We start from the raw sequence: 23,900 nt of genomic DNA on the forward strand, positions 1-23,900 counted from the left end.
AGAATAAAAAAAGCCACCTTTAGGTGGCTTTTCCCTTTAACGATTAAACGCAAACCCACCTTGCTCCTCAGCACCTTTCTGCCGTTTAGTAAGGTATACTCCTCCATCACCAGTTTCTTTTGCTTTACGCTCAGTAGCTTTATAGCTTTGCATAAGGTTCATGCGATTAATCCGCATTTTTGGATTTTTCTCACTGACATTTTCATTAAATTTTAAAATTTCAGCCCATGCCTTATTCATTCCATCACTATCATCATTCTGCCTAGCAACAACCCACTTATGCATTAATTCGCTGCGATGTTTTGAAAGTTTGGTTTTATATTTATAAATTGCTGAACGCCCCTCCATTGAAGTCTTAATATCGGAGGGAGAAAAACCAATAGCTTGAGAAAACAACTCAACCGCTGTCACTTCTTCATTATGAATCACATCCTTATTTTTAGTTAATACACCTTCATTTGCAAAACGCATAGATTTCATTGCATTCTTTAGTACCACGGGTAACATGGTTTCTATGCCACGACCATAATCACCATCATTGATTTCCTGAAAGCCTTTAGCAATATTTGTTCCAATTCCTACTACTGGCCCCAGTAATGCCGATTGCATTCCTTTAGCCCAATCAGCACCTTCAAGCCCATCCTGAACATCAGGGAAAATTAAGTTATTTAAACCAACTCGACCAGATAAATCTACTGGGCTGAATGCACGAGGCAAACCACTAAATACTAAATCAGCAAACTTAGGATGAATATCTGCCAACCAATTTCGAATAACAATTTCTAATTCATAGGGATCATCGTCATCACCATCCGCAGCACCAAAGAACCCCACAGCCCAAGCCGCAAAAAATGCAGCAGAACCGAGTTTACTTTTCTTTGCGATTAAAACAGAGGCAGTGAAAAGCATTCCTGTAATTGGTAATCCAATTGCACCAGCTGCCAAAGTCGTCATACCCAAAATACCAGCCAAAGCACGACGAGCCTCTTTTTGTTCCTTAGGGTCGAGCGCATAAATTGACTGATGGGCATTGCGTACCAAGGTATAAATCATATTCTGAGCATATTGTTTAAATAGTAATACCACTTTTGCAATATTACCTTGCATAAAACGTGCTCGGTTTCCTGTTGAATAATCAAAATGACCTTTATATACAGAATCGATTGCTTGTTCAAAAGCTTCACTGTGTGTTGCTTTTGAACCATTAGTACTAACATGCTGACGTGCTAGACGATAGGCTGCAATGAAAGTTACTTCACGGTTAAACCGTTCTGCATGATGAAACATGCCACTTGCCAAACGCATAGCTGGTCGGAAATACCACATTACCTTACTATCTTCACCTTGAGCAATACCTGCTAAATCATGAGCTTGCGTAACATCAATCACACCACGCTTTACAGCTTCTTCATACGCAACTAGTTCATCACCTTTTAATATCGATGCGATATCTGGGTTATAAATATCACCAACACTATTTTTAAAGCCCTCCAAGTTTGAAAAGTCTGGCGTTTTATATCCACTTTTTAAACCAATTCCAAAGTCTTGTGATGCTTTTAACAATTCCTTTCCAGCTTTATCAAAACCCCATTTCGCACCCATGATTGGATAAGCAATCAAAGCTGTCTGAGATAGGTTGACCATAGCTGCAGCAGGAGATAAACCCATGTAATACATGAAACCAACACTTGTGAGAAAACTTGATAATGGATTCCCTTTAGGATTCATTAAAAGCTCATGTCTTTTTTCCATTTCACTAATAACGCGTTGTGCAGAACGCTGATCGTAACCAATGTCTTTATTAAATTCATTGTCTGCATGTTTCTGCATATCAGTAAGTTGTTGGGCTAACTGATCTCCATAGCGCAGTTTCCCCAAATAATTTGCACCACTAAACATATGCTGAGCAAATGCACGACGAGCATCCTGACTGAACCCAGCAGTACCCTTTCGATGAATGCCATGTTTTGCCCAGGATAAATCAGGCATAGATGATAGATATAATTGACTTAAAGTATCTTCAAATTCTGCCCGAGCTTCCGTACTTAAGCCTAAATTTTCAACTTCATTAAAAAGTTCAGACATAAAGCCACGCTCAACACCATCACGACTTGCATTGTACTCTTTGTCTAATTTCACAGGATCCACTTTAAATTGTGGATATTTTTTCATTAATTCAGAACGTATAGATTCAGCTTCATTGTTAGTTTCCGCGCGGCTGACGCTTTCTACATCACCATTTTTATTACGCATTACAATAATATATTCACCAAAACGAGCTAAAGGGAAGTAAACACCTTTAATTTGACCAAAAGAACCCTCTATATTTTTTAGCAAATCTGATTTTTTCTGACTGCTTAACGCTGATCGTAGAATACGCTCCCTGACCGCCTCACGTACTTTGGCATAATGCCCACTATAAGCATCACGTGCTTTTTTATACATTGTTCGAGCTTCAGGAGATAAAGCGTTGTAAGCTTTATATAATTGCTGATACTTAACTTTATCATCACCTGACTGGTGTGGCTTGGCTGGGTCGATCTGAGCCAAAGTGGCTTCATGCATTAAGTCAGCCAATGCTTCTTCTTCTGTTTTAGAGTTAGGGTCATTCTTATCGATTCTTTTATTTAACTTAGCCCATTCACGCACAATATTATCTGCATGAGCAGCTATATCATTTTTATCAGCATCCATCTGATGCACCAAGTCATTGTATACAGATAACTGAGGTAGAATTTTTTTATAAATATCTGTGATCTGCATACGACTCAGAAACATCAAACCATATTTCATTGCATCAGCCATACTTGGTAGTTTAAAGTTGCCACTGTACAAATTTTTAATATTTTCACTTAGACGATCTGTCATACCCTGAGTAGATCGACTAAATCGCATATCTGCACTTTCACTATTAAATGTGCCAGTGTTGCCCTCAGCCATTTTTACTTGATTAGGCTCTAATGCAACAATATATTCTTGATCATCAAAATGATGAATAACGCCTTGATATTTTCCAGTACTTGTCGCCTTAATAATTTCATCTCTTGATACATTTGCTGTAGTCTGAAATGCGTTACGAATATTGACAAATAAAGGCAATACAAAGCCATTTTTTCCACGAATATTGGCATACACATCAGCTGTATCAAAACTATCGGTTAAGTAAATACCATCACCTAATATGCCATGGCCTTGTTTAAATTCATTAAACTCAGATGCTGTGCCATGATATACAACTTTAGGTTCTCCATTTTCATCTAATACCTGTGAAGCATTTGCAGCATCATTTTCCCAATCACCAAACCATTTTTTAAACTCGGGTGTACGGACTTGTAACCATTGCTGTTCTGAAAGATGGGTAGCTGCACCGTTTGGTGCTTTCATCCATTGATGTGTACCATGATATTTTTGACGAACTAGATCCAACGATGATTGATGTTTAATTTGCCCAATCATGCGCTCTGACAATGCCAGCATATCGCGAGGATTCAAATTAAGATTGATACCAAAATGATCAAATACCCATGCTTTGACAAACGAAACGATATTATTTATCAACTTTTGCAGTGCATTTCGTTGAATCACATTGCGTTGTTGCATTGTTGCTGAAAGTGTCAATAAATAGGGCAAATATTCAAGCTGCTGACGTTCAGAGCCTTGTTCACGCTCCGCAAGTAATTTTGCAGCCAAAGCAACAGGATGCCGCTGTTCAACCAACTTATCAAACTGACGCATCAACTCATTATATTGCTTCTGGTTCATCATATTTTGAAAACCAGCGTGACCACCCAACTCATGTAAGAATGTTGGTACTGTGCTTTCAGCGGTCAGATTTGATGCAACGAGTACAGCTTTACCATTGTGATAAAAGCCCTCAACACCTTCAACCTGATAGTCTTGAATGATTTCAAGTTTACCTTGACGCTCTAACTCATTAATAGTGTCTTTACCAAAACGATCTACAAGAACATCACGTACTTGTTGGGTTGTAGAACCTGAGTTACTCGCTGATTGACGACTGTATAAAGGTTTATCCTTATTCTTTTCAGCACTTCTGTTTTGTTTGTGTTGCTCATGGTTTAACGCCATGATTCTTTGAACAATATCGTCAAACTCATCTAAAAAGTGTACTTGAGTCCTAGTTTCTCTAGTTCTATTTGAATTATTCTGTCGTTCAGATTGACTTGCCCTATTCTCTGCGCTTTCTCGACTTGCTGAGGAAGATCTTTCAGTACTTGCTGGATCTCTTGAGGGAGTCTGTTGAAATTCTGCATGGTCATTTTTTTGTGTTCCTGCAAAATTTGTTGCTTGCTCTTTTGACTCATTGAAAAGTTGCTCCTGTAATGAAGAAAATGACTGACGCACATCAAATTCAGCGGTAAATACTGCTATTAATTCATTATGATATTGATCATTTATACCATAATCAAAACGATATTCTATCCACTCATCTAACGCCATTGGATTTTTAAACATCCAATTTCTAAGCGTCTCACTCATTTTTTTTAAAAAATTTAGATCGTCTTTGGTAACTTTATTTTGGGCGATTGCCTGATATGTCACAGCATGTACAAGTTCATGATTTACCAAGCTTAAAATATCACTTTCCCAATTACCCTGTGGATAGATATAGATTTTTTCAGTACCATCTTGACTAAAAGGATAATAGCCACCTTCTGATAATCCTGTTGCGAGCTTAGGATTACGTGTAAAAATAACCTCTATATTTGGATTTAAAGTAGCAATTTTATTGAGCAACTGAACAGCATAGTCGTGATCATATTCAACTCCTTCCGTTCTCATCAATGCCAAATCATCAACGACATCACCCAATTTATTCACCGAGTCCATTAGGTGGCTTGGAATAAAATGCGTTTGCCCAATTTCAGAATCAGATTGAATAGCTATAGGCGTGGTAGGTTTGATATTTCGATTATATTGAGGAATATTAGAATCTTGTTTTGTTTCTATTTTTTGATCTTTATACTTTCCAAAATAACGTTGATCGACCACAGCCTTACGAGCTTCTGCCAAAAACATCATGAGGTCAGCATCATTATAACGTGAAAGGAATTTATCAAAACCACGATCACGAAACCATTGGCGGATATAACCAAGCACTTCTTTTAATTTCTGACGCACAAAGGGTTTCTTTTCAGCATTCTGTGCAACAAATGCAAATAGCTCACCGACCAAAGCCTGCTGAACATTATATTCAGTATAAATTTCATCTTTTACACCTTGGATATATGGTTCAATATATGCACTTTCAAATTGCTGCATATTCACGCCATTATCTTTGGCTATTTTGCGGATCCCCTCCAGCCCACCAAGTGCATTAAACAATTGTTGTAACTTGGTTTTATATTCTCGACCAAATATCTGTTGTACACCAAAATGCCCAACAATTTCATGTGCCAATAATTCCTCATAAGCATCAAATGTAGTAAGCTGTTTATTGCTATCCCCGTAAACCTGATCAGCAACCACATAAAGCGTGCCATCATGCCAAACACCGCTTACATCATAATTTTGGGTTTCGCCATTTTCATTTTGGTAGATTGCCTTATCTTGTATGACTTTCGGAAGATCAATAAAACTAGAAATAACCTGAACACTAAACCCATTGGTATTCATATCCCCAACTTTGCTGACCCTGATCCTATCATGAAGACTGACATTGATACGTCCACTAGAAGACGCATCTTGTGTAGCGGTCATTTTGAGATGATTAAAAAGCGAAATAATGTGCTTAACAGCACGACTCAGATTAAAAACCCCAAAAGTTGAATTTAATCGCTGATTTTTTTCTGATACTCCTGCCAGTGCTTGTCCACGACCTCTTTCTGAATCTTGAAGAATACTTCGCTGTCTGTGGTGAAAATATGACCCATCTGAAATATCAGATTGAGAAGTTCGTGTTGAATCTTCTTGCGTCCTTGGGTCACTGTTTGGGCCAGCACTTGAAGTTCCATCACTCGCTTCAGCAGTGATTCCATTTGAATTTTTTGCTCTGGTGTCGCTTGTTGGTAAATGATCTGAGCGATCTCGACTCTGCTGCTGACTTTTACTTCGTGAGGTAAATCGATCATTCTCTTTCTCTTTAAATTGGTTGGTAGAAATTTCAGTAAATATGTTATCTAGTCGTTTTACCCCATCTTGCCCAATTTCAGAATCCGATTGAATTGTAACGTTTACCTGTGTTTGTTCTGCTATTTTACGGCTAAAATCTTTTATATTTTTTGTTCTTTGCTTTAGTTCCCCATTCTTACGCGCCTTAATATAAGTTTCCAAATCCACACGATTTTTTAAAAAACGATCCAAAGCACCTGCAGCAACAGCTTTACGTGTACTACGCTTTCCATTGACAACTTCATTCTCACTTTGCTTTTGTGCTTTTTTGATTTCTTTATTTAAATGTTTCAGTGATTCCTGTAATTGTTCATCTGTAGCCAAACCATAAACACTGTTGTGCATATCAGCTAAATCTTTTTGGCGGATTTTTTCGGCACGTATATTTTCAATACTGTCTTTTACATTCTTCTGTATTGCTGGTTTGGAAGTATCCTTATTTTTAAGCCAATCTTTGAATTGTTCCATATCCATGTTACGAATAGGACCTACTTTCCAGCCTTTATCAAAGTTTGATTTATATGCTGTAGCCGCTTCTTCCTGACTGTCAAAGCCCAGCATAACTTTATGTTCATCAAAGTTACCTGATTCTTGATCAACCTGATCTACGATAAATACCTGATTAGAATCTGGATTATTACCGATATAGGTATCAATATGCTCGTTATCAGCACCCTTGGTACGTTTGATATAACCATAATGATCGCTCATCGTATGAGCCCATTCTTTCCCATTGGGATCAGTACCACGACGTTCTGAACCTTTTGGATTTTCAATAGATATATCTAAGCCATGAACTTTTATATGACCTTTCTTATAGTTACCAGCTTCAATCTGGGCTTGAGTTGGTTCAGGGGTATTGTTTTGTGAACTTGTTGCAGCCTGATGTGCATTTTCATCAATACTCATAGCATTAGGCTTTTTACCTACCCATTCTCCTGTAGTTGGGTGTTTCATGCCTACAATTTCTACTGAACCATCAGCTTTCTGTACAGCATTATAATTAGGATTATTTAATGCATTGGTCTTTTTATTTTTATCACGCAAATCAATTGTGAAATCATCACCCAAAATTTCAACATCAGACATTACACTTTCGGCTGTATCACCATATTGTTTTTGAATTTGCTCAGAACCAAATGGTGCTGTAGTAATTTCAGGCTGCTGAGATTTAAGCTGATCAATTTGTTTTTTGATTTTACTTTTTTCAATAGCCTGTTTAAGACTATTTCCCTTTATCGCATTAAAATTTTGCTCTAGTTGCGCAAGTTGATCTGCAATGCCACTAGTTTGAGATTTGTCAGTATTATTTTAAGCATCCAAACGGCTTTGTTGCACAAAGATTTGAAATGCAAAGCGCCCCTAATTGAGCCAAATTTAAGGCGTAACTTGGGTAAGTGGTCGACCTAATTCCGTAAATCTGTTGAGGACTGCTACACGTGCATGAATCTCATTCACCTGACTAGGAAAGCTTCTTGCCATTAATTTATCGCCTAATAATTTGATGCAATGCATCTTGGTTTCCACCAAACTGCGGCGATGATAGCCTGACCATTTTTTCCATAGTGTCCTGCCTAAACGTTTAACTGTTCGAAGTAATTCATTTCGCGCTAGCGAGCTACTCTTTGTATCTTTCCATGGTTTCGCATTTTTTCTAGGTGGAATCACTGCATGCGCTTGCCGATCTGCAATGACCTGACGGCATTGCTTGGTGTCATAAGCTCCATCGGTATAAACAGAGTCAATCTGCTCATCTTGTGGAATTTGATCGAGTAAATCACCAAGCACTTGTGAATCACTCACATTATTTGTAGTGAGTTGAATAGCGCGTATTTGAAGGGTTTTAGCATCTATACCAATATGAAGTTTACGCCATTGGCGACGATATTCAGGTCCATGTTTCTTGCGTTTCCATTCGCCCTCACCTAGAAACTTCATGCCTGTAGAGTCTATGAGTAGATGCAGCCCATCGCTACTTTTTTGGTAGCTGATTGCAATATCAATATGCTTTTGTCTTCTACAAAGCGTACTGTAATCTGGTGCGGTCCAATTTAATCCACAAAGTTTAATCAGACTTTGCACAAAGCCAGTGACCATACGTAAAGATAGACGGAATAAGGATTTAATCATTAAGCAGCATTGGATAGCTGCGTCGGAGTAGGTTTGATTTCGCCCTTGTTTGCCTTTTGATGGAGCATACCATTGCGTAGCAGGATCAAACCAAATGGCAATATTTCCGCGACTCATGAGTGCTCGGTTATATGCGGGCCAATTGGTTGTACGGTAGATTTTGTGTGTAGGCTTCTTCATTTGAAAATTATATCGCTGAAAAAGCCTTTACAGATAGGTTTGTGCAACAAAGCCGAGATGCAAAGCTTTCAGATTTAGGTGATACTGTAAGTTCTCTTAATAATATGTGGTCAGCCATAAATAATTCAAAAACTGATGAAAAGGAGACGTATACATCTTTAATACTTTGGGCCACTGATTTTATTAGTATGGTATCTGGGCAGAGTAAAACTTGAAGTGCGACATAAACCACCTAATTAATTTAAAAGGTTTATGGAGTATATAAAATTGTCATACCATCATCTTAACTTTGAAGATCGTACTGCATTAATGCTTGAATCAAGAAAAGAAGGCTTTTCACCCAGAAAATTTGCTGAACTTATTAAAAGACATCCTAGTATGATCTATCGTGAACTTAAAAGAAATAGTATCAATGACGTTTATCAAGCTCGATATGCTTCTGATAACACCTTCGCTAGACGTAGACGTGGTCATAGAAAACTCAAAATCGATTCAATCCTTTGGAAATTTATTGTTGAAGCGATCCGTTTTAAAAGATCAGCTTGAAAGAATGAATTGATATAAGCATTTTATGATGGAGTTTTAGTTTCTACAATACTACGATAAGTCTGTAAGGCTAACGCCCCTAGCTTAGATTGATTAACCATACATGATATTGATGTGTGCTGAAATAACAGGACACTTCCACTTGGGAGATTCTAGGCAACTAACTTGTAAAAGTCCTCTGCCATTTGATTTGGTGTCTTAAAATTCAGTCCTTTCTGAATTCTCTGCTGATTATAGAAGAGCTCTATGTATTTTGTAATATCTGCCTTAGCTTCTTCCCTCGTTTTATAGTTCCGATGATGTACAAGTTCGTTCTTACTTGCGGAACGTTGTTCCTCACCCGAGAAACTTTCAATTGGTGCATTATCAAAACAGTCACCCTTTTTACTCATCGAACCTTGAAAACTATATTTTTCAAGCATATTCCGATATTCATGACTACAATATTGACTGCCTCTGTCCGAATGAATAATTAAGTTTCGAGGTGGTTTATGATTGCGAATAGCCATACTCAGTGCATTACAAACAAGTTGTGTTGTCATCCTTGCACTCAAGCTATACCCAACTACTTGTTTAGTGCAAAGGTCTTTTAACGCAGCTAAATACAGCCAGCCTTCAGCTGTCCATATATATGGGTGAGTAGACCAAGGGAATCTCACCCTTAGCCCCTCGCAGAACCGGACGTGAACCTCTCAGCTCATCCGGCTCCCATTATCCAACCGTTGGTAAACATCCCATTTTCCAGTGCACAAAGGCATTTGGAAAATCACGCGCAAGTCGCCCTAAGGCATATCTAGCCCGTCTTTTATGACGGGCCAAGTTTTTATACTTACGCCTCATCCAGCGTATAAGATAAGCATTCATGTGTTGCCAGATCGCTGACATTGCTGAACCATGGAATCGACCATAGTATTGCTGCCAACCTTGAAGAATTGGATTGAATATTGCAGATAAATCACTTAATTCGCGATTACACATCAGATGTAGATGCCATTTCCGAATAGTCTGTCGCATTGCTTTAAGTGCATCACGACTGACTGCAGGAGAGAAATTTACATAAACTCTTTTATACTTGTCCACAGCCTTACGGGGCCTAAACGTGTACCCGAGAAAAGTAAATTGAACATCGGGATATGCTTGGCGACGATTCACATCTTGGCAATAAACAATCTTTGTCTTATCTGGATGTAATTCGAGTCCACATTCACGAAATCGTGCACCAATCTTTTGTAAAACAAGTTTGGCTTGAGATAAACTTCGGCAATGAATTACTCCATCATCCGCATAGCGGCAGAATCTTACACTCGCAAGATTCTTGGTAATCCACATGTCAAAAGCATAATGCATAAATAAATTAGCCAATAGAGGACTGATAACTCCACCTTGCGGTGTGCCGCGATTCCTTTCTAAAACTTGACCATCTACATTTTGCATAGGTGCTTTTAACCAGCGTTCTACATAGAGAAGAATCCATGGAATTTCGCAGTGTTTCTTAAGTGCACGCATGAGTAGATTATGATCAATGTTATCAAATAAACCTTTGATATCAAATTCCACAACCCAGTCATACTCCCAACTTCGTCGCCTCACCATAGCTATCGCATCATGGGCAGAACGCCCTGGACGATAGCCATAAGAGTTTGGATGAAATAGAGGATCAATCCGTGGCTCCAATATAAGCTTGACAGCTGTTTGTGCTACTCGATCCGCTACTGTTGGAATGCCTAACATACGTACCCCACCTGATTTCTTTGGAATCGGTACACCTTTGACTGGCGATGGAAAATAACTGCCTGAACAAAGTCGATTCCATAGTTTATACAGGTTGCCTTTTAAGTGGTGTTCGAATTGCTCAATAGATTCATGATCGATGCCTGCAGCACCGCCATTCTCTTTGACTTTCTTAAATGCCTCCCAGATTAACGCTTTAGGAATGTTAAATGGTTTGGTCATAAAGTTTTGCTCCTCCTGCTTGCACAGTTGACAAATCCGTAGACCTGGATAATGCAACCCCTTCGCTCCATTACCATTACAGTAACTTCAACACTACTACGAGTTGCTCCGCCCCTTGGTGACGCATTGCTATTATCAGCCTTGCCTTTTGAGCTTGTGCCTTTCGCTTGACATCGCCACCGAAGGTTCCCGCAGTTCAACGTAAGAGCCTGAATTAGGATCGCGCTGCCTCTACGCCGGACACCGAATGGCCCGTAAGCAGGTAACGGCCAAACTGATCGCGGGGCAACATCCATCCCCGGTTTTGATGTCATTTGAGTACTTTCGACACTTGAACGGCAGTTCACTGGTGTTCGCCTTCCTAATTCTTACCTGACGCCTATACAACGCCTTTTCCATAACGCTCACGACCGGGACTTTTGATCCAAGCCGCTTATGGTGGTTTGCTACCTGCTCCTGCAAGCCGATAGCGAGGGGCCATACCCTCATCTCTTACGCCGCTTGCTGCGGCACACTAATGTCACTTACCCACGCAATGTTTGGGGTAGTCTCTATAAAGTTTTGCTCTAACAAATTATTGTAAACAGAACGATTGTGATCGCTATTTGTTGTCCTTTTGAAACGCTTATGACGCTTACAATACAGATGATTCTGCTGTTTAATGCAACGTACTGCATACTCGCTAATTTGAATGCCTTGTGACTGTAAATACCTTGTTAAGCGAATATGTCCATAACTTTCTTTAGTTTCTTGATGGGCAATTTTGACCAAGATGGTCTGTTGGTTTCTTTGAATAACTCGTTTACTTAAGCCCCGCTTTAACCAATCATAAAACCTTGATATTGAAATTTTTAGCAACCTAGCCATCATTATTGTTGGATATGTGTTTTTATGCTCTTTCATATAAGCGTACTTCACTGATTTTCCTTGGCAAAGTACGCCGCTGCTTTTTTTAGAAATTCTCTTTCCATTTCGGAAGTTTTAAGTTGTTGTTTCAGCTTCTTATTTTCTTCGAGTAGAGCAACGAGATCAGGCGAATATTGTTGTGTGCCAGCTAATGTTCCTGCCTTTGCTTTTTTATGCCAATTCGATAGCGTTTGCATGGAAATACCGAGTTGTCGTGCTGTTTCGGAAACATTACCTTTGTTTTCTTCAATGGCTTTTATTGCTTCAGCTTTAAATTCTGTTGTATAAATTTTTTGCTTTTTACTCATGGTAAACTCCTGTTGAGTAAGTTTAGTTTACCAAGTTAAAGTCTCCATTTTTATCAGCACACATCACTTTGAACCGTACCGGGTTTGTCGGAGACTTTTTATTTAAGTTAGGCCACGTGACCTAACGGGTTAATCTTATCATAGTACATTGCTTCAAACTCAAAAGGCGATACATAACCCAATGCGCTGTGTACACGCTTTTTGTTGAACCAATCTACCCAATTTAATGTCGCAAGTTGTACATCCGCTAAACCTTGCCAGTCTGCTTTTAAATATTCAATCACCTCTGTTTTGTATAAGCCATTCACTGTTTCAGCCAAAGCGTTATCGTATGAATCACCGGTCGTACCGACTGATGCTCGTAAATTTGCTGCTTCTAAACGATTGGTATAGCGAATGGAAAGATATTGAACCCCTCTGTCACTATGGTGAATCACATTCTTTGGCATGTCTCGAGCATGTAACGCTTGCTCAAGTGCATCGAGCACCATATCTGTATTCATCCGTGTCGATACTTTCCATCCAACAATTGCTCGTGAGAAGACATCAATAATAAATGCAGTATAAACCCAACCTGAATTTGTTTGAATATACGTGAAGTCAGCGACCCATAGCTGGTCAGGATGATCAGCACTAAAATTGCGTTTCACCAAGTCATCTGCTCGTTTTTGATCCTCTCGGCTACGGGTAGTTTGTTTATTCTTACCACGCCAAACACCTTGTATACCTAGTTTTTGCATCAATCGAGCAACTGTACAGCGAGCAATAACATAGCCTTCACGTTTCAATTTTTGCCAAACTTTACGCACACCATATCGACCTGAACTTTCCTTCCAAATTCGTTTAATTTGTTCAGCATGATGCAAGTCATGTAGATCTCGCTTTGCTCGATGTTCTGGGTTTTCAACGAAATCTAGTGTTCGATAATAGGTAGAAGCCGCGATCGGTAAAATCCTGCAAATCGCCTCAACACCATATAACGCCTTATTGTTATGGATGAAATCTACCATTATTTGTGTGGGCGGTCGAGCTCCGCCTGGGCGAAAAAAGCGGCTGCTTTACGTAGAATTTCGTTAGCACGTTGCAGTTCTTTATTTTCACGTTCGAGTTGTTTAATACGTTCTTGATCTGAAAGTTGCTGTACTTTAATTGGGTTTTGTTTATCTAAATATTTTTGATACCAAACACGTAGAGTTTCAGGAGTACAACCTATCTTGGGAGCAATAGCGGTGATCGCAGCCCAATTCGATGGATAATCTTTCTCGGATTCAATCAATAATTCAACCGCTCTTTCTCTGATTTCAGGGGTATATTTTACTTTTTTCATCGGGACATTCTCTCAGAAAGCTTGGTCTCCGACAAACCCGGTACGGTTCACTTCTCAGGTGGAATGCTAAACTGGTTGATTTTTATATATAAACAATAGTCAAAAAGCAAACCTATTGATTCCAATCTATATACACATCATATCCGTATCTCATTTTCCATTTATAAGACGCTGCGTGTATGATGCAACGTTATTTATCCATTTAATTCTGATATGAAAAATACACTTTTTGATCACCATCAAATTGATGTGGTTTCTACTTTTTCTGAACTCACCACCTTAAAGTTTCACGGCGCTGTCAACGCCATGTGTTGGCAAAGAAATTTAGTTGGTGATTTTAAAGAAATTGTCAACAAACTTAAATTGACTGAAAATATTACCGAAGTTTCTGTGGATGATCTGTGTGCCTTAAAACTCACAGAAAATGCCCATCTTGCCCGAGAACGCATCATCAATGATATACAACTACTGACCGATTTTGGTGCTTCTCCGTGTCTCAATCTATTAAAAAATTATGAACGTGACAATGAGCTTGATTTTATTTCAACCGATGTCTATTCCTATCATGTAGACCGTTCGCCCATTGAAACAGATACTTTTTTATGTACTTATTATGGTGCTGCGAGTGATATTTTACCCAATGCTCAGGTTCAGCAAAAAATCTTGATCCCTGAAATTAGAGCAAAACTGAAAGAACTTCATGATGGTACAGATGCAGAATTTGAAAACTTTCTTGAAGAATATTTCTTTGATCTACATTATGAACCTAAAGCAGATGCCAAACCAATCAATTTAGGTCTAGGACATCTTTGGCGTTTAGCTGTAGACCATCCAACACAACATGTTTTGCCTTGTGTGCATCGCGCGCCTCAGGAAAATGAAGATGAATATCGCCTATTGTTAATTTGTTAATGCATTAACCCAATACGATAATGCAATCATCAGCGGATTGGGTTAATTTTGTTCTAAATCAACATGCTACTCTAAATAAAAGGTTTTTAATGGTGGATAGCCATTAAACTCAACGGATGCATAAGATGTGGTATAGGCACCCGTACTGAGCCAATATAAACGATCTCCCATGACCAAATTTTGCGGCAAAGGATAAGCGATTTTCTCATACATAATATCCGTCGAGTCACAGGTTGGGCCTGCCAAAATGACGTTAGATTTTGCAATATTATTCTGCATTTTGGGTGTATAAATCGGATATTTAATCATTTCCCCTAATGTTTCAATTAAGCCATTAAATACCCCAACATCGGTATAAATCCACCGTTTTTCATCTTGCTCCGATTTATGTGCAATGAGGACAATCTCTGAGACAATCACACCCGCATCCCCCACAAGTGAGCGTCCTGGCTCTAAAAACAGCGTGATTTTTTGCTGAAAATATTCATCTAAATAGCTTTGTATTCGCTGTGCATAGCTTTGAATGCTATCAATATCTGCCAAATATTGTGCAGGAAAACCACCACCCGCGTTGATCAATTCAAGCTGAATGCCATGTTGTTGCTCAAGGGTCTCAAACACATGCTTTACGGTTTTCAGTGCAGTCCGCCATACCGTGACATCATTTTGCTGACTGCCAACATGGAAAGATACGCCATATGGTTGTAGCCCCATCCGTTTGGCTTTCACCATCAGATCAATCGCCATATCAGGGTCACAACCAAATTTACGTGATAATGGCCAATCTGAAGTCGTACCCGACTCTACTAGCACACGGACAAATACTCGAGCATTGGGTGCAAATTGCGCGATTTGTTCTAAATCGGCCTGTGCATCGGTCACAAATAAGCGAACACCTTTGTCATATGCATATTTCACATCTGCTGCTTTTTTAATGGTATTACCAAAGGAAATACGTTCAGCGCCAATACCACATGCCATCACGCGATCTAATTCATAAATGGAGGCAATATCAAAATATGAACCCAGTTGGTCTAAACGTTGAATAATTTCACAACTTGGATTGGCTTTGACTGCATAAAATAGATGTGCTTTGGGAAAGCTATCTTGCAGTTCCTGATATTTAAATTCAATTCGCTCTAAATCCACCACTAAAAATGGACTCGGTTTGTTTGCAGCAAAATTTTGGATTTTTTGCCATTGTTGTGAAGAATAATAATTTTCTAAGTTCATCAAACATTTACTCGCTTTTTTTGTGGCGCTTGAATCAAGCGAGATTGTGTTTTAAACGGCACTGCCAATCTTGCAGCGTAGGTTCTTCAACTAAATCTTGAAATTCGACACTGATACCAAGTTCACGCCATTGGCCAACCAAGGTCATCAGGCTCACCGAATCAAGACCGAGCATGAATAAATTGTCATCATTTTGAATTTCACTTGCGTCGATTTCGAGTTGTTTGGCAATGGTTTGACGCAGTCCTTCCAAAGTTAAATCTGCATGCATCATACAGCCTCCATCGTGAGTGCTTCTGTTTGCAATTCAGTTAATACCGTTGCTGTATCTACGACTTTGGCACAGCGACCTGTCGCATATTTCAGTGCCATTTCATGCTCTGCTAAACTAAAATCTGCGAGCGCATCCCCCACTAAAAAGGCTTGTATATCCAACATAAAGGCTTCAGCGGCAGTTAGTAAACAACCAATGTGTGCATACACCCCACAAATCATCAGTTGATCACGCCCTGCATCTTTCATGCGTTGTTCAAAATCACTTTTCTTAAATGCACTATAACGCCATTTGGTCAACACAATATCCTGTGCTGTAGGTTGTAAACTCGGAATAATCTGCACAATATTCGGATCTGCAGCCAAGCCTTTGCCCCAAAAATCGGTTAATAATTGACGATGTTCTACACTCTGATCGCCAGGTTGAGCGGTGTAATACACAGGAATGCCTTGCGCATGACATTGATCGATCAACTGACGGCAATGTTGAATCAACTCAGGAATAGGGGCTTGGCTTTGATCATAAAAATCTAAGAAATATTGTTGTAAATCATGCACCAATAGTACGGCACGACTTGGATCAAGCGTCCAGTTGACTTTGTTTGTTGGGAAATTTTGTGCTTGTGGCATCGGATAACTTGCAATACGTGGAATAGCCATGTGTGATTTACCTTGTAATTTATAAAATTTAAAAATATTTTTACGCCACTAAACGTTGTCTGAGCGCTTTTTTTATCGATTTTACCCAAAGCGGTATAAGGCATATCGGCAACAAATTCGATACGGTCAGGAATCTTATAAATCGCCAACCCATAGTTTTGAACGTACTGTCGAAGTTGCATCATTAAGCGTGTTGTACTCGGGTCTTGTGCATCGCTACGCCATTGAATATAAGCGCAACTTTTTTCACCTAACATTGCATCAGGCATCGACACCAACGCCGACTGAATCACTTGAGGGTGCTGATTTAAGACTTGTTCAACTTCTTCGGTCGCGATTTTTTCACCGCCCCGATTAATTTGCTCTTTACTACGCCCTTCCACAATGATGTTGCCAGCCGCATTAATCCGTACTAAGTCTCCTGTGCGATAAAAACCATCGACAGTAAATGCATTCCGATTATGTTCTGGTGCATTAAAATAACCACGAATGGTATAAGGCCCTCGCGTCAGTAAATGTCCTAACTCACCTTGAGCCAGTTCTTGATCATCATCATCGACCACTTTGATTTCATCATCCGCACTGATTCGACTGCCTTGTGTAGCAATGATTTGCTCAACATCATCTGTATAGCGGGTATAATTCACCAAGCCTTCAGCCATACCAAAAACCTGTTGTAAACGGCATTGATATTGTTCTATCAGTTGTTGTGCCAAAGCATCTGCCAAACGGGCACCGCCCACTTGTAAAACTTTTAATTGAGCGAAGATATTGTCTGCACCTTTTTGCACAGCTTCTGCCCATGTTGCAGCCAAGGCAGGAACCAATGCCACATGTGAGATCTTGTGCTGTTGAATCAGCGCAAAACACGTGCTTACTGAAGGATCTGGCGATAAAACCAACGTGCCACCTGCATAGAACAGCCCCAATGAGCCTGGGGAACTTAGACTAAAATTATGTGCTACAGGCAGCACCATTAACATTTTGGTCTGAGGATTCAGTTCACAAATTTCCGCACTGGCACGCACGCTATATAAATAGTCATCATGTGTACGTGGAATTAATTTTGGTGTGCCTGTACTACCACCCGACAATTGAAAAAATGCGACATGACGCGCGCTCACTTGAGGTGCAATCACACACGGTGTTTGAAATGCCTGTGTATTTGGCCATGCTTCAAAACATGATTCATCACCCATTACATCACCGACCACTAAAACCTGTTTTAAACTTTCACAACGATTTAAGCATTCACGCGCTAATTTACGATAATCAAAACCCATAAATTGATCGGCACAGATATACAATTTTGCTTGCGTTTGGGTAATAAAATGACTGACTTCTGCATGACGGTGCGCAGGTAAACTCATCACAGGACGCATACCAATTCGTAACGCAGCAAAATAAGCAATAAAAAATTCTGCAATATTGGGCAGTTGAATCACCACACTGTCGCCAACTTGATAGTTTTTTTGTGTTAAATAGACGGCGAACGCATCAATACGTTCTTGTAATTGACGATAACTAAAATGACGCTGACCACAAATTAAAGCGGTATTCTCGGCATATTGATCTGCACATTCGATGAAAAACTCAGTTAAGGTTTGCCCACGCCAATACCCCTTTGCAATATATTTGTCCACAAACTCAGGTGGATATTGCACAATGCCATCCCACAGCTTTTGTTCTAATACGCTTGATTCAGACATGGCTTCACCTTATTGATAGCTGAGTTGATCAGCGTTTAAACCTAAGCCATTCAGCATGGTGTTAAACTTGGCAATAGTTTCATTTAATTCACTGGTCGGTTGCGATGCCTCCACGATTCCTGCACCCGCATATAAGCGCGCGGAATGTTCAAAAATACGACCACAACGTACATTTACTGCCCACGCACCATTGCCTTGGACATCACTCCAGCCCATGGTTCCTGCAAATAAATTTCTTTGAAAGGGCTCTAGTTCTGAAATTAACTGACGTGCTAAAGGTGCAGGTTGACCACATACCGCAGGTGTAGGATGTAAAATAGAAATAAGATCAAAAACATGCATTTCAGGATCTTTCAATGTGCCCTTAATCTGTGTGGCTAAATGCCATACCGTTTGAGTCTTAATCAGCGATGGTGTTTTTGGAATCGTTAAACTTTGACATAAAGGTGAAAGCTGATCTGCAATAGCTTCAATCACCACTGCATGTTCATGTTGATCTTTGTTCGATGCGAGTAAACGCTGTGCCTGTGCTTGGTCTTCATGAGGGTCAGCACTTCTTGCTAAGGTACCCGCAACAGGATTGCTAAAGACATATTGATTTTGTTTGGCAACCAGTAATTCAGGACTTGCTCCCATAAACCAACCTGATTTTTTCGGATCTTGCGCCAAAGCAAAGGTATAGCCTTCGGGATTGTTATGAAATAAACGATAGAATAATTTAACCACTGAGAATTTATGCGTACTGTTTAGATCGATCGCACGCGCTAACACGGCTTTTTCTAAGTCTGTCTTTTTCATCAATTCCACGAGTTTAGCCACGCCGTTGACATAATCTACTTGTGGCGGTACCAACGTGGCTTGAACGTTTGAATGCCCTTTACTTTCGGCTAAATGCGCTAAACCATCACTGACATAGCTGTTTTTCGCTTCAGCAACGGACATCTCAGGTAAGTCACGATGATCAAAAGGTAAACTCCCAACCAAAATCAGTTCAGCATTTCCTGTTTGCTGAATTTTTTGTTGAAGTTTTTGTTGTGCATGTTGCAACCATGCCTGTTGCTGCTGCTCGAAAGAAAGTGCCGTATTACGGTCAAATTGAATATTTTCAAGTAACTTTTGGCTTGAAATTGCCCCTGTAGGTGTTGCAAATACAAACCCTGCGACATCGGTTTCAATTAAATCTTCCTTGGTTATTCCAATCATGTTTTTAAATACTGATGGTTCTACTGGCAACATATTTGCTCTCGCATTTTCAGTTATGTTTTTAACAATTCAGCCTAAAGCCATTTGACTCTAGGGGCTGAACGCAACTACTATAATGATTATTATTCTCATTTATTAATGATTATTGTTATCTTTTGTAAAAATCAGAGGGACTTAAATATGTCTTCAGTCTTTATTGTGACGGGTGCCGCACAAGGTATTGGTGCTGTTGTTGCAGCGAAATTACTGCAACAAAACCATCAAGTGATTGGAATTGATCTCAATCCTGAACTTACAGCATGGGAAATCATGCAGAAAATTACGCCATCGCAACAACAAAATTTTTATGCGATTGCGCATGACATTGCTCAAACAAATGGTTTGATTGAACAGATTCAACAGTCACCTTGGGCTGATCAAACCATTACAGGCTTGGTCAATGCTGCGGGTATCTTGGAAATGGGCAGTTTGCTCGATACTACAGCCACCCAATGGCAGCATAATTTAGCCATCAATTTTCTAGGCCCTGCGCTATTGTCACAGTGGGTTGCCAAACAAATGATGCCACATCAAACAGGGGCTATCGTCAGTATCAGCTCCAATGCCGCATTGATTCCACGTATGAATATGGGACTATATGCCACCACCAAAGCCACAGTCAGTCATTATTTTAAAAATCTTGCCTTAGAACTTGCACCGCATGGTATTCGCTGTAATTTGGTATTGCCTGGCTCAACCCTAACACAAATGCAAAAACAATTATGGACAGATGAGCAACCACCACGTGGCATTGTTGAAGGAAATCTTGAACAATACCGTAATGGTATTCCACTCGGGAAAATGGCTGAACCCGAAGATATTGCCAACGCTGTTTTGTTCTTACTTTCAGATCAAGCCAAACAAATCACCATGCATGAACTCGTCGTAGATGGTGGTGCAACACTTGGGGTTTGATGAGTTTCCAGCACCACTGCCAGATTTACTCTGGCAGTTTTTTTTCAATTGTTAAATCGTCTGCTTTTAGCTCAGGTTGCTGTAACCATAGGCGTAACATCCGCATAAAATCATGCCAGTATTCAGCTAAAGCCTCGACATCATAAAGTTCTTTGTGACCATCTACAGCAAGGTATAGACGCTCGACACCATCGACAAATTTATTGGTAATGGCAATATCAAAATCTTCAATTGGACCTGCAGAAATGGTCGTTTTGGTTAATTTACACCCTTCAAATTGTTCAGGCAAAGGATAAGGAATCCAATTGACAATCGGACCAAATAAAATATTTTCCATTGGTTCAAAACCGTCTAGCACATAACGCATTTGCTCAAAATAGCTGTTCTGATGTGGACGAATTTCATTAAAACGCTGTGCTAATAGTTGTACCGTTTGCGCTAGATTTTCCTGTCCTGTACCTGCCAAACGTAAAGGCAAAATATTCATTACTAAACATGGAATGCGCATCGCCGCCGTACCTAAACGTGACATCATGGGCACGCCAAAACATTGCTGAAGATCTCCTGACTGTTTGGTTAAATAGCGCATCATGACTGCCATTACCACCATCGCACTAGGTAATTTTAGTTGTGCAGCTAAATCATTCATGTGCTGCTGTGTTTCCCAATCAATCACATCTTCATAGCGAGGACCTTGATAAAAAGGCTGTTTTAATTTTCGTTTGAGGCGTTTCTTTGGAGCAAGTTCGTTGGAAAAATTTTCACGCCAAAATGCTAAATCTTGCTGCGCTTTTGGCGATTGTAAATAACGCTGTTCCTCTGCCAAAAAGCGATCAAAATGCTCAAAAGCTTTATTCTTCAATGCCGTGGAATTTTTTAAAGATTGGTAATAATCTAAAAAACGATGAATCATCAACCCATAGGCATAACCATCCAATGCCACATGATGTGCTCTAAAAAATAAACCGTATTTTTCATCATCCAAGTGTACAAAAATATAATCGTAGAGATGCCCTGTGCTGAGATCGAACGGTGGTTCAACGGCTTGATCTGCCCAAGCTAAAACAGCTTGCTCATCTAAATGTGATAAATCAATAAATTGTGCTGCTCGTACAGCGACATCATCAACGCGGTAGGCTTTACCGTCTATGTCAAGCGCACGCCAATGTAATGCTTTGGCTTCTTTGAACGTAGATGCAATGGCTTGGTGAAAGATTTCCCGATCAAGCGGACCTTCGATCACCAACCATTCTGCGGTATGAAATGGATAACTGCCGTGATAATGATGCCCTTTCCACATACTGTGTTGTGCACGAGTTAAGGGAACGAGAGATTGCATTTTTTGCATGAGTCATTGCCTAAATCAAACAATTTTTATCAAGATCTATAAAAATTTGAACGATATATATTGAAGAAAAATGATGAATACTTTTGTGTCGGAAGCATTGATGTAAATTATTAAATATAATCATTATTATTTGCAAATGATATTTATTATCATTACAATAAACCAACATGATTCGTTTTCGATGGTTAAATCATGAGACCTTGAACCACATTTTTTCAAAGAGTAGACGACACATGTCGAGATCTATTCCCTCAGCACGATACTTCCCACACGTAATGAACAAAGAAAAATCATTTGGGCTAAAGGTAAAAAACGATTACAAGCACGTATACGATCCGTGATTTTTTTAAGGCATAAATGTGAATTTAAAATTTGAAATTATTTTAATCTTAATGATCAGTGGATGGGTCACGGTCATCGTCACTGAATTTTTGTTTCTAAAATTTTATCATTAGCCTAATGAAAAGCTCAACAAGTGATGATGACCACACTGAATTGATCACAACCCCCCTTCTCCTCTTAGCGTAAGCCCCGAGGCAACCTAAGAGGAGAAGGAATCATTTGTTGAAACGATATTACATGAAACGTTCATTGAGCATCAAAATATTAAAAAAAACCTTTGACTAAAAAGAAGCTTCCAACACACAGTAATAACACAGCAAAACATTTTTTTAATACGCTTGGTGATAAAGCATGTGCTGCTTTTGCACCGTATTTTGCGGTAAAGAAACTCATGATACTAATGCCTAAAAAAGCATAAACATGAATAAAACCAATGGTATTTGGCACGTTCACTTGTGCATTCATACCAAAGACCATAAAGCCCAAAGCACCAGCGATGGCAATCGGGAGACCGCATGCTGCAGATGTTCCTACGGCTTTTTGCATGACGACACCATAATGTGTCAGATATGGCACCGTTAAACTTCCTCCACCAATACCAAAAATTGCCGAGGCAATCCCAATGCCTGCACCAGCACCCATTTGCTTTGCTGTAGAGGGTAACTGTTTGGTGGAATCAACCGCTTTTTTAGCGCCCATAAACATATTGTAGGCAACCCAAAGTAAAAACAAACCAACAATAAATTGTAAATGTACACCTGACAGCCAACCTGCTATCCCAGCACCTGCAAAACAGCCAATCGCCATCGGCGGGGCTAAATTTTTAAATACAGGCCAAATCACAGCGCCATTTTTATGATGTGCCATAAGTGAACTGATTGATGTAACAATAATCGTCGCCAATGACGTGCCTAAAGCCAAATGCATGATGACATTAGGGTCATAGCCCATTTGCGTAAAGACAATGTATAACAATGGCACAATGATGGTGCCGCCACCGACGCCAAACAGCCCTGCTGCAAAACCAGCCAAAGCCCCGATGACTAAAAATATAATGAGTTCCACAAGATACTAACTTTTAAAAGGGATTAAAAAATGAAGTGAGAAATATCTATAACAAGAAACCTCTATAGCCAATTGCATTCATACACAGTTAAGCAATTTCAACCTGTGTTTGACCCACTTGATGATAAGCACGATTAAAATAAACCAAAGCCTGATCTTCTTGATTCTTTTGAATTGCGACAATTGGACAGATAAAAATCGTATGTGTTCCCACTTCCTGAATATCTGAAATTTCACAATCAAAACTAACCAAAGCATCAGCTAACACAGGTGATCCTGTTTCAAGCTCAGTCCATTTTCCCAAAGCAAAGCGCTCATCTGAATTGAGTTTAGATGAAGCAAATGCATTAGACAGTTTTTCATGCTGGGCACCGAGCACATTTACCGTCAACACTTTATTTTCAACAAAATGCGTATGAGAACGTGATGACTTATTCATACAGACCAATAATGTCGGTGGTGTATCCGTCACACTGCACACAGCAGATGCTGTAAAACCATGAAAACCAGATTCGCCAACGGTGGTCACCACATTGACCGCACTTGTTAACGAAGACATTGCATTTTTAAAGTCTGTTGCATTCACCATGACCGTGTTCCTGTTCGCCTAAAACGCTGTATTTGACTGTAATGTTAAAAATACTGTGCCGTTCAGATGTAAATATTGCTTTGTAGTTCCTTCTTCGTTTTAGAAAAAGGAACTTTACATATAAGTTAAA

The 23,900-nt window shown here is 39.6% G+C and carries 13 protein-coding genes, 4 pseudogenes and 1 other annotated feature; of the genes and pseudogenes, 3 read left to right on the forward strand and 14 right to left on the reverse strand.

The window, feature by feature from the left end; all coding sequences use genetic code 11:
- Positions 1 to 36 precede the first annotated feature (36 nt).
- Both G0028_RS09840 and G0028_RS09850 read right to left on the reverse strand, forming a co-directional pair.
- Positions 37 to 7,131 (reverse strand): annotated as a pseudogene (locus tag G0028_RS09840) (PLxRFG domain-containing protein); the annotation flags it as partial.
- Positions 7,132 to 7,509: 378 nt separating this feature from the next.
- A complete protein-coding gene (locus G0028_RS09850) occupies positions 7,510 to 8,442 on the reverse strand; it encodes an IS5-like element IS17 family transposase (protein WP_174894013.1) in 933 nt (310 codons plus the stop codon).
- A 309-nt stretch (positions 8,443 to 8,751) separates the two neighbouring features.
- On the opposite strand from G0028_RS09850, the pseudogene G0028_RS09855 reads away from it, so the two are divergent.
- Positions 8,752 to 8,970, forward strand: a pseudogene (locus G0028_RS09855) (IS30 family transposase); the annotation flags it as partial.
- A 170-nt stretch (positions 8,971 to 9,140) separates the two neighbouring features.
- Here G0028_RS09855 and G0028_RS09860 read toward each other — a convergent pair.
- The 4 genes and pseudogenes from G0028_RS09860 to G0028_RS09875 form a co-directional block, all read right to left on the reverse strand.
- Positions 9,141 to 9,635 (reverse strand): annotated as a pseudogene (locus tag G0028_RS09860) (IS3 family transposase); the annotation flags it as partial.
- A gap of 64 nt (positions 9,636 to 9,699) precedes the next feature.
- Positions 9,700 to 10,941 (reverse strand): group II intron reverse transcriptase/maturase, encoded by a 1,242-nt coding sequence (ltrA, locus tag G0028_RS09865; RefSeq protein WP_180047752.1) that lies wholly within the window; start codon positions 10,939 to 10,941, stop codon positions 9,700 to 9,702.
- 513 nt (positions 10,942 to 11,454) lie between these two features.
- Positions 11,455 to 12,155: pseudogene (locus G0028_RS09870) on the reverse strand (IS3 family transposase); the annotation flags it as partial.
- 107 nt (positions 12,156 to 12,262) lie between these two features.
- Positions 12,263 to 13,482, reverse strand: a protein-coding gene (locus G0028_RS09875; protein ID WP_194088711.1) for an IS3 family transposase whose coding sequence is annotated in 2 segments (ribosomal slippage) — positions 12,263 to 13,206 and positions 13,206 to 13,482 — 1,221 coding nt in all. Because the reading frame shifts where the segments join, the coding sequence is not laid out codon by codon here.
- Positions 13,091 to 13,207, reverse strand: a sequence feature (AL1L pseudoknot). It overlaps the preceding gene by 117 nt.
- 213 nt (positions 13,483 to 13,695) lie before the next feature.
- On the opposite strand from G0028_RS09875, the gene G0028_RS09880 reads away from it, so the two are divergent.
- The gene (locus G0028_RS09880; protein WP_180046761.1) at positions 13,696 to 14,394 is read left to right on the forward strand and encodes a DUF1826 domain-containing protein; all 699 of its coding nucleotides are present in this window, start codon (positions 13,696 to 13,698) and stop codon (positions 14,392 to 14,394) included.
- Between the two features lie 66 nt (positions 14,395 to 14,460).
- On the opposite strand, the gene G0028_RS09885 is transcribed toward G0028_RS09880, so the two are convergent.
- Genes G0028_RS09885 through G0028_RS09905 form a run of 5 tightly spaced genes read right to left on the reverse strand, consistent with a single transcriptional unit; the run spans position 14,461 to position 19,505 of the window.
- A complete protein-coding gene (locus G0028_RS09885) occupies positions 14,461 to 15,627 on the reverse strand; it encodes a type III PLP-dependent enzyme (protein ID WP_180046762.1) in 1,167 nt (388 codons plus the stop codon).
- A 34-nt stretch (positions 15,628 to 15,661) separates the two neighbouring features.
- Positions 15,662 to 15,901: a phosphopantetheine-binding protein gene (locus G0028_RS09890; protein ID WP_130073495.1), complete on the reverse strand. Its 240-nt coding sequence runs from the start codon at positions 15,899 to 15,901 to the stop codon at positions 15,662 to 15,664.
- Positions 15,898 to 16,530, reverse strand: a complete 633-nt coding sequence (locus G0028_RS09895) for an isochorismatase family protein (protein WP_227554809.1) — start codon at positions 16,528 to 16,530, stop codon at positions 15,898 to 15,900. Before G0028_RS09895 ends, G0028_RS09890 begins: the two co-directional genes overlap by 4 nt.
- A complete protein-coding gene (locus G0028_RS09900; protein ID WP_227554713.1) occupies positions 16,431 to 18,269 on the reverse strand; it encodes a (2,3-dihydroxybenzoyl)adenylate synthase in 1,839 nt (612 codons plus the stop codon). Before G0028_RS09900 ends, G0028_RS09895 begins: the two co-directional genes overlap by 100 nt.
- A gap of 9 nt (positions 18,270 to 18,278) precedes the next feature.
- Positions 18,279 to 19,505 carry an isochorismate synthase MenF gene (locus G0028_RS09905; RefSeq protein WP_180046766.1) on the reverse strand — a complete coding sequence of 409 codons (1,227 nt, stop codon included), beginning with the start codon at positions 19,503 to 19,505 and terminating at the stop codon, positions 18,279 to 18,281.
- 147 nt (positions 19,506 to 19,652) lie between these two features.
- Here G0028_RS09905 and G0028_RS09910 point away from each other — a divergent pair, with 147 nt between their 5' ends.
- Positions 19,653 to 20,426, forward strand: a complete 774-nt coding sequence (locus tag G0028_RS09910; protein WP_180046768.1) for an SDR family oxidoreductase — start codon at positions 19,653 to 19,655, stop codon at positions 20,424 to 20,426.
- A 25-nt stretch (positions 20,427 to 20,451) separates the two neighbouring features.
- Here the strand turns inward: G0028_RS09910 and G0028_RS09915 are convergent, their stop codons facing one another.
- The 3 genes from G0028_RS09915 to G0028_RS09925 all read right to left on the reverse strand — a co-directional run bounded on the left by G0028_RS09915 (position 20,452) and on the right by G0028_RS09925 (position 23,770).
- Positions 20,452 to 21,774, reverse strand: a complete 1,323-nt coding sequence (locus G0028_RS09915; protein ID WP_180046770.1) for a condensation domain-containing protein — start codon at positions 21,772 to 21,774, stop codon at positions 20,452 to 20,454.
- Between the two features lie 606 nt (positions 21,775 to 22,380).
- Entirely contained in the window at positions 22,381 to 23,181 is an 801-nt protein-coding gene (locus G0028_RS09920) for a sulfite exporter TauE/SafE family protein (RefSeq protein WP_180046772.1), read from the reverse strand.
- A gap of 88 nt (positions 23,182 to 23,269) precedes the next feature.
- A complete protein-coding gene (locus tag G0028_RS09925) occupies positions 23,270 to 23,770 on the reverse strand; it encodes a flavin reductase (RefSeq protein WP_130073488.1) in 501 nt (166 codons plus the stop codon).
- Between the last annotated feature and the right edge of the window lie 130 nt (positions 23,771 to 23,900).

The sequence above is a fragment of the Acinetobacter piscicola genome (assembly GCF_015218165.1).
GTDB classification, from domain to species: Bacteria; Pseudomonadota; Gammaproteobacteria; order Pseudomonadales; family Moraxellaceae; genus Acinetobacter; species Acinetobacter piscicola_A.

Coding starts and splice junctions, on each gene's coding strand:
- G0028_RS09850 (WP_174894013.1), bottom strand. CDS start 8,442: ATGAAGAAGCCTACACACAAAATCTACCGTACAACCAATTGGCCCGCA.
- ltrA (WP_180047752.1), bottom strand. CDS start 10,941: ATGACCAAACCATTTAACATTCCTAAAGCGTTAATCTGGGAGGCATTT.
- G0028_RS09880 (WP_180046761.1), top strand. CDS start 13,696: ATGAAAAATACACTTTTTGATCACCATCAAATTGATGTGGTTTCTACT.
- G0028_RS09885 (WP_180046762.1), bottom strand. CDS start 15,627: ATGAACTTAGAAAATTATTATTCTTCACAACAATGGCAAAAAATCCAA.
- G0028_RS09890 (WP_130073495.1), bottom strand. CDS start 15,901: ATGATGCATGCAGATTTAACTTTGGAAGGACTGCGTCAAACCATTGCC.
- G0028_RS09895 (WP_227554809.1), bottom strand. CDS start 16,530: ATGCCACAAGCACAAAATTTCCCAACAAACAAAGTCAACTGGACGCTT.
- G0028_RS09900 (WP_227554713.1), bottom strand. CDS start 18,269: ATGTCTGAATCAAGCGTATTAGAACAAAAGCTGTGGGATGGCATTGTG.
- G0028_RS09905 (WP_180046766.1), bottom strand. CDS start 19,505: ATGTTGCCAGTAGAACCATCAGTATTTAAAAACATGATTGGAATAACC.
- G0028_RS09910 (WP_180046768.1), top strand. CDS start 19,653: ATGTCTTCAGTCTTTATTGTGACGGGTGCCGCACAAGGTATTGGTGCT.
- G0028_RS09915 (WP_180046770.1), bottom strand. CDS start 21,774: ATGCAAAAAATGCAATCTCTCGTTCCCTTAACTCGTGCACAACACAGT.
- G0028_RS09925 (WP_130073488.1), bottom strand. CDS start 23,770: ATGGTGAATGCAACAGACTTTAAAAATGCAATGTCTTCGTTAACAAGT.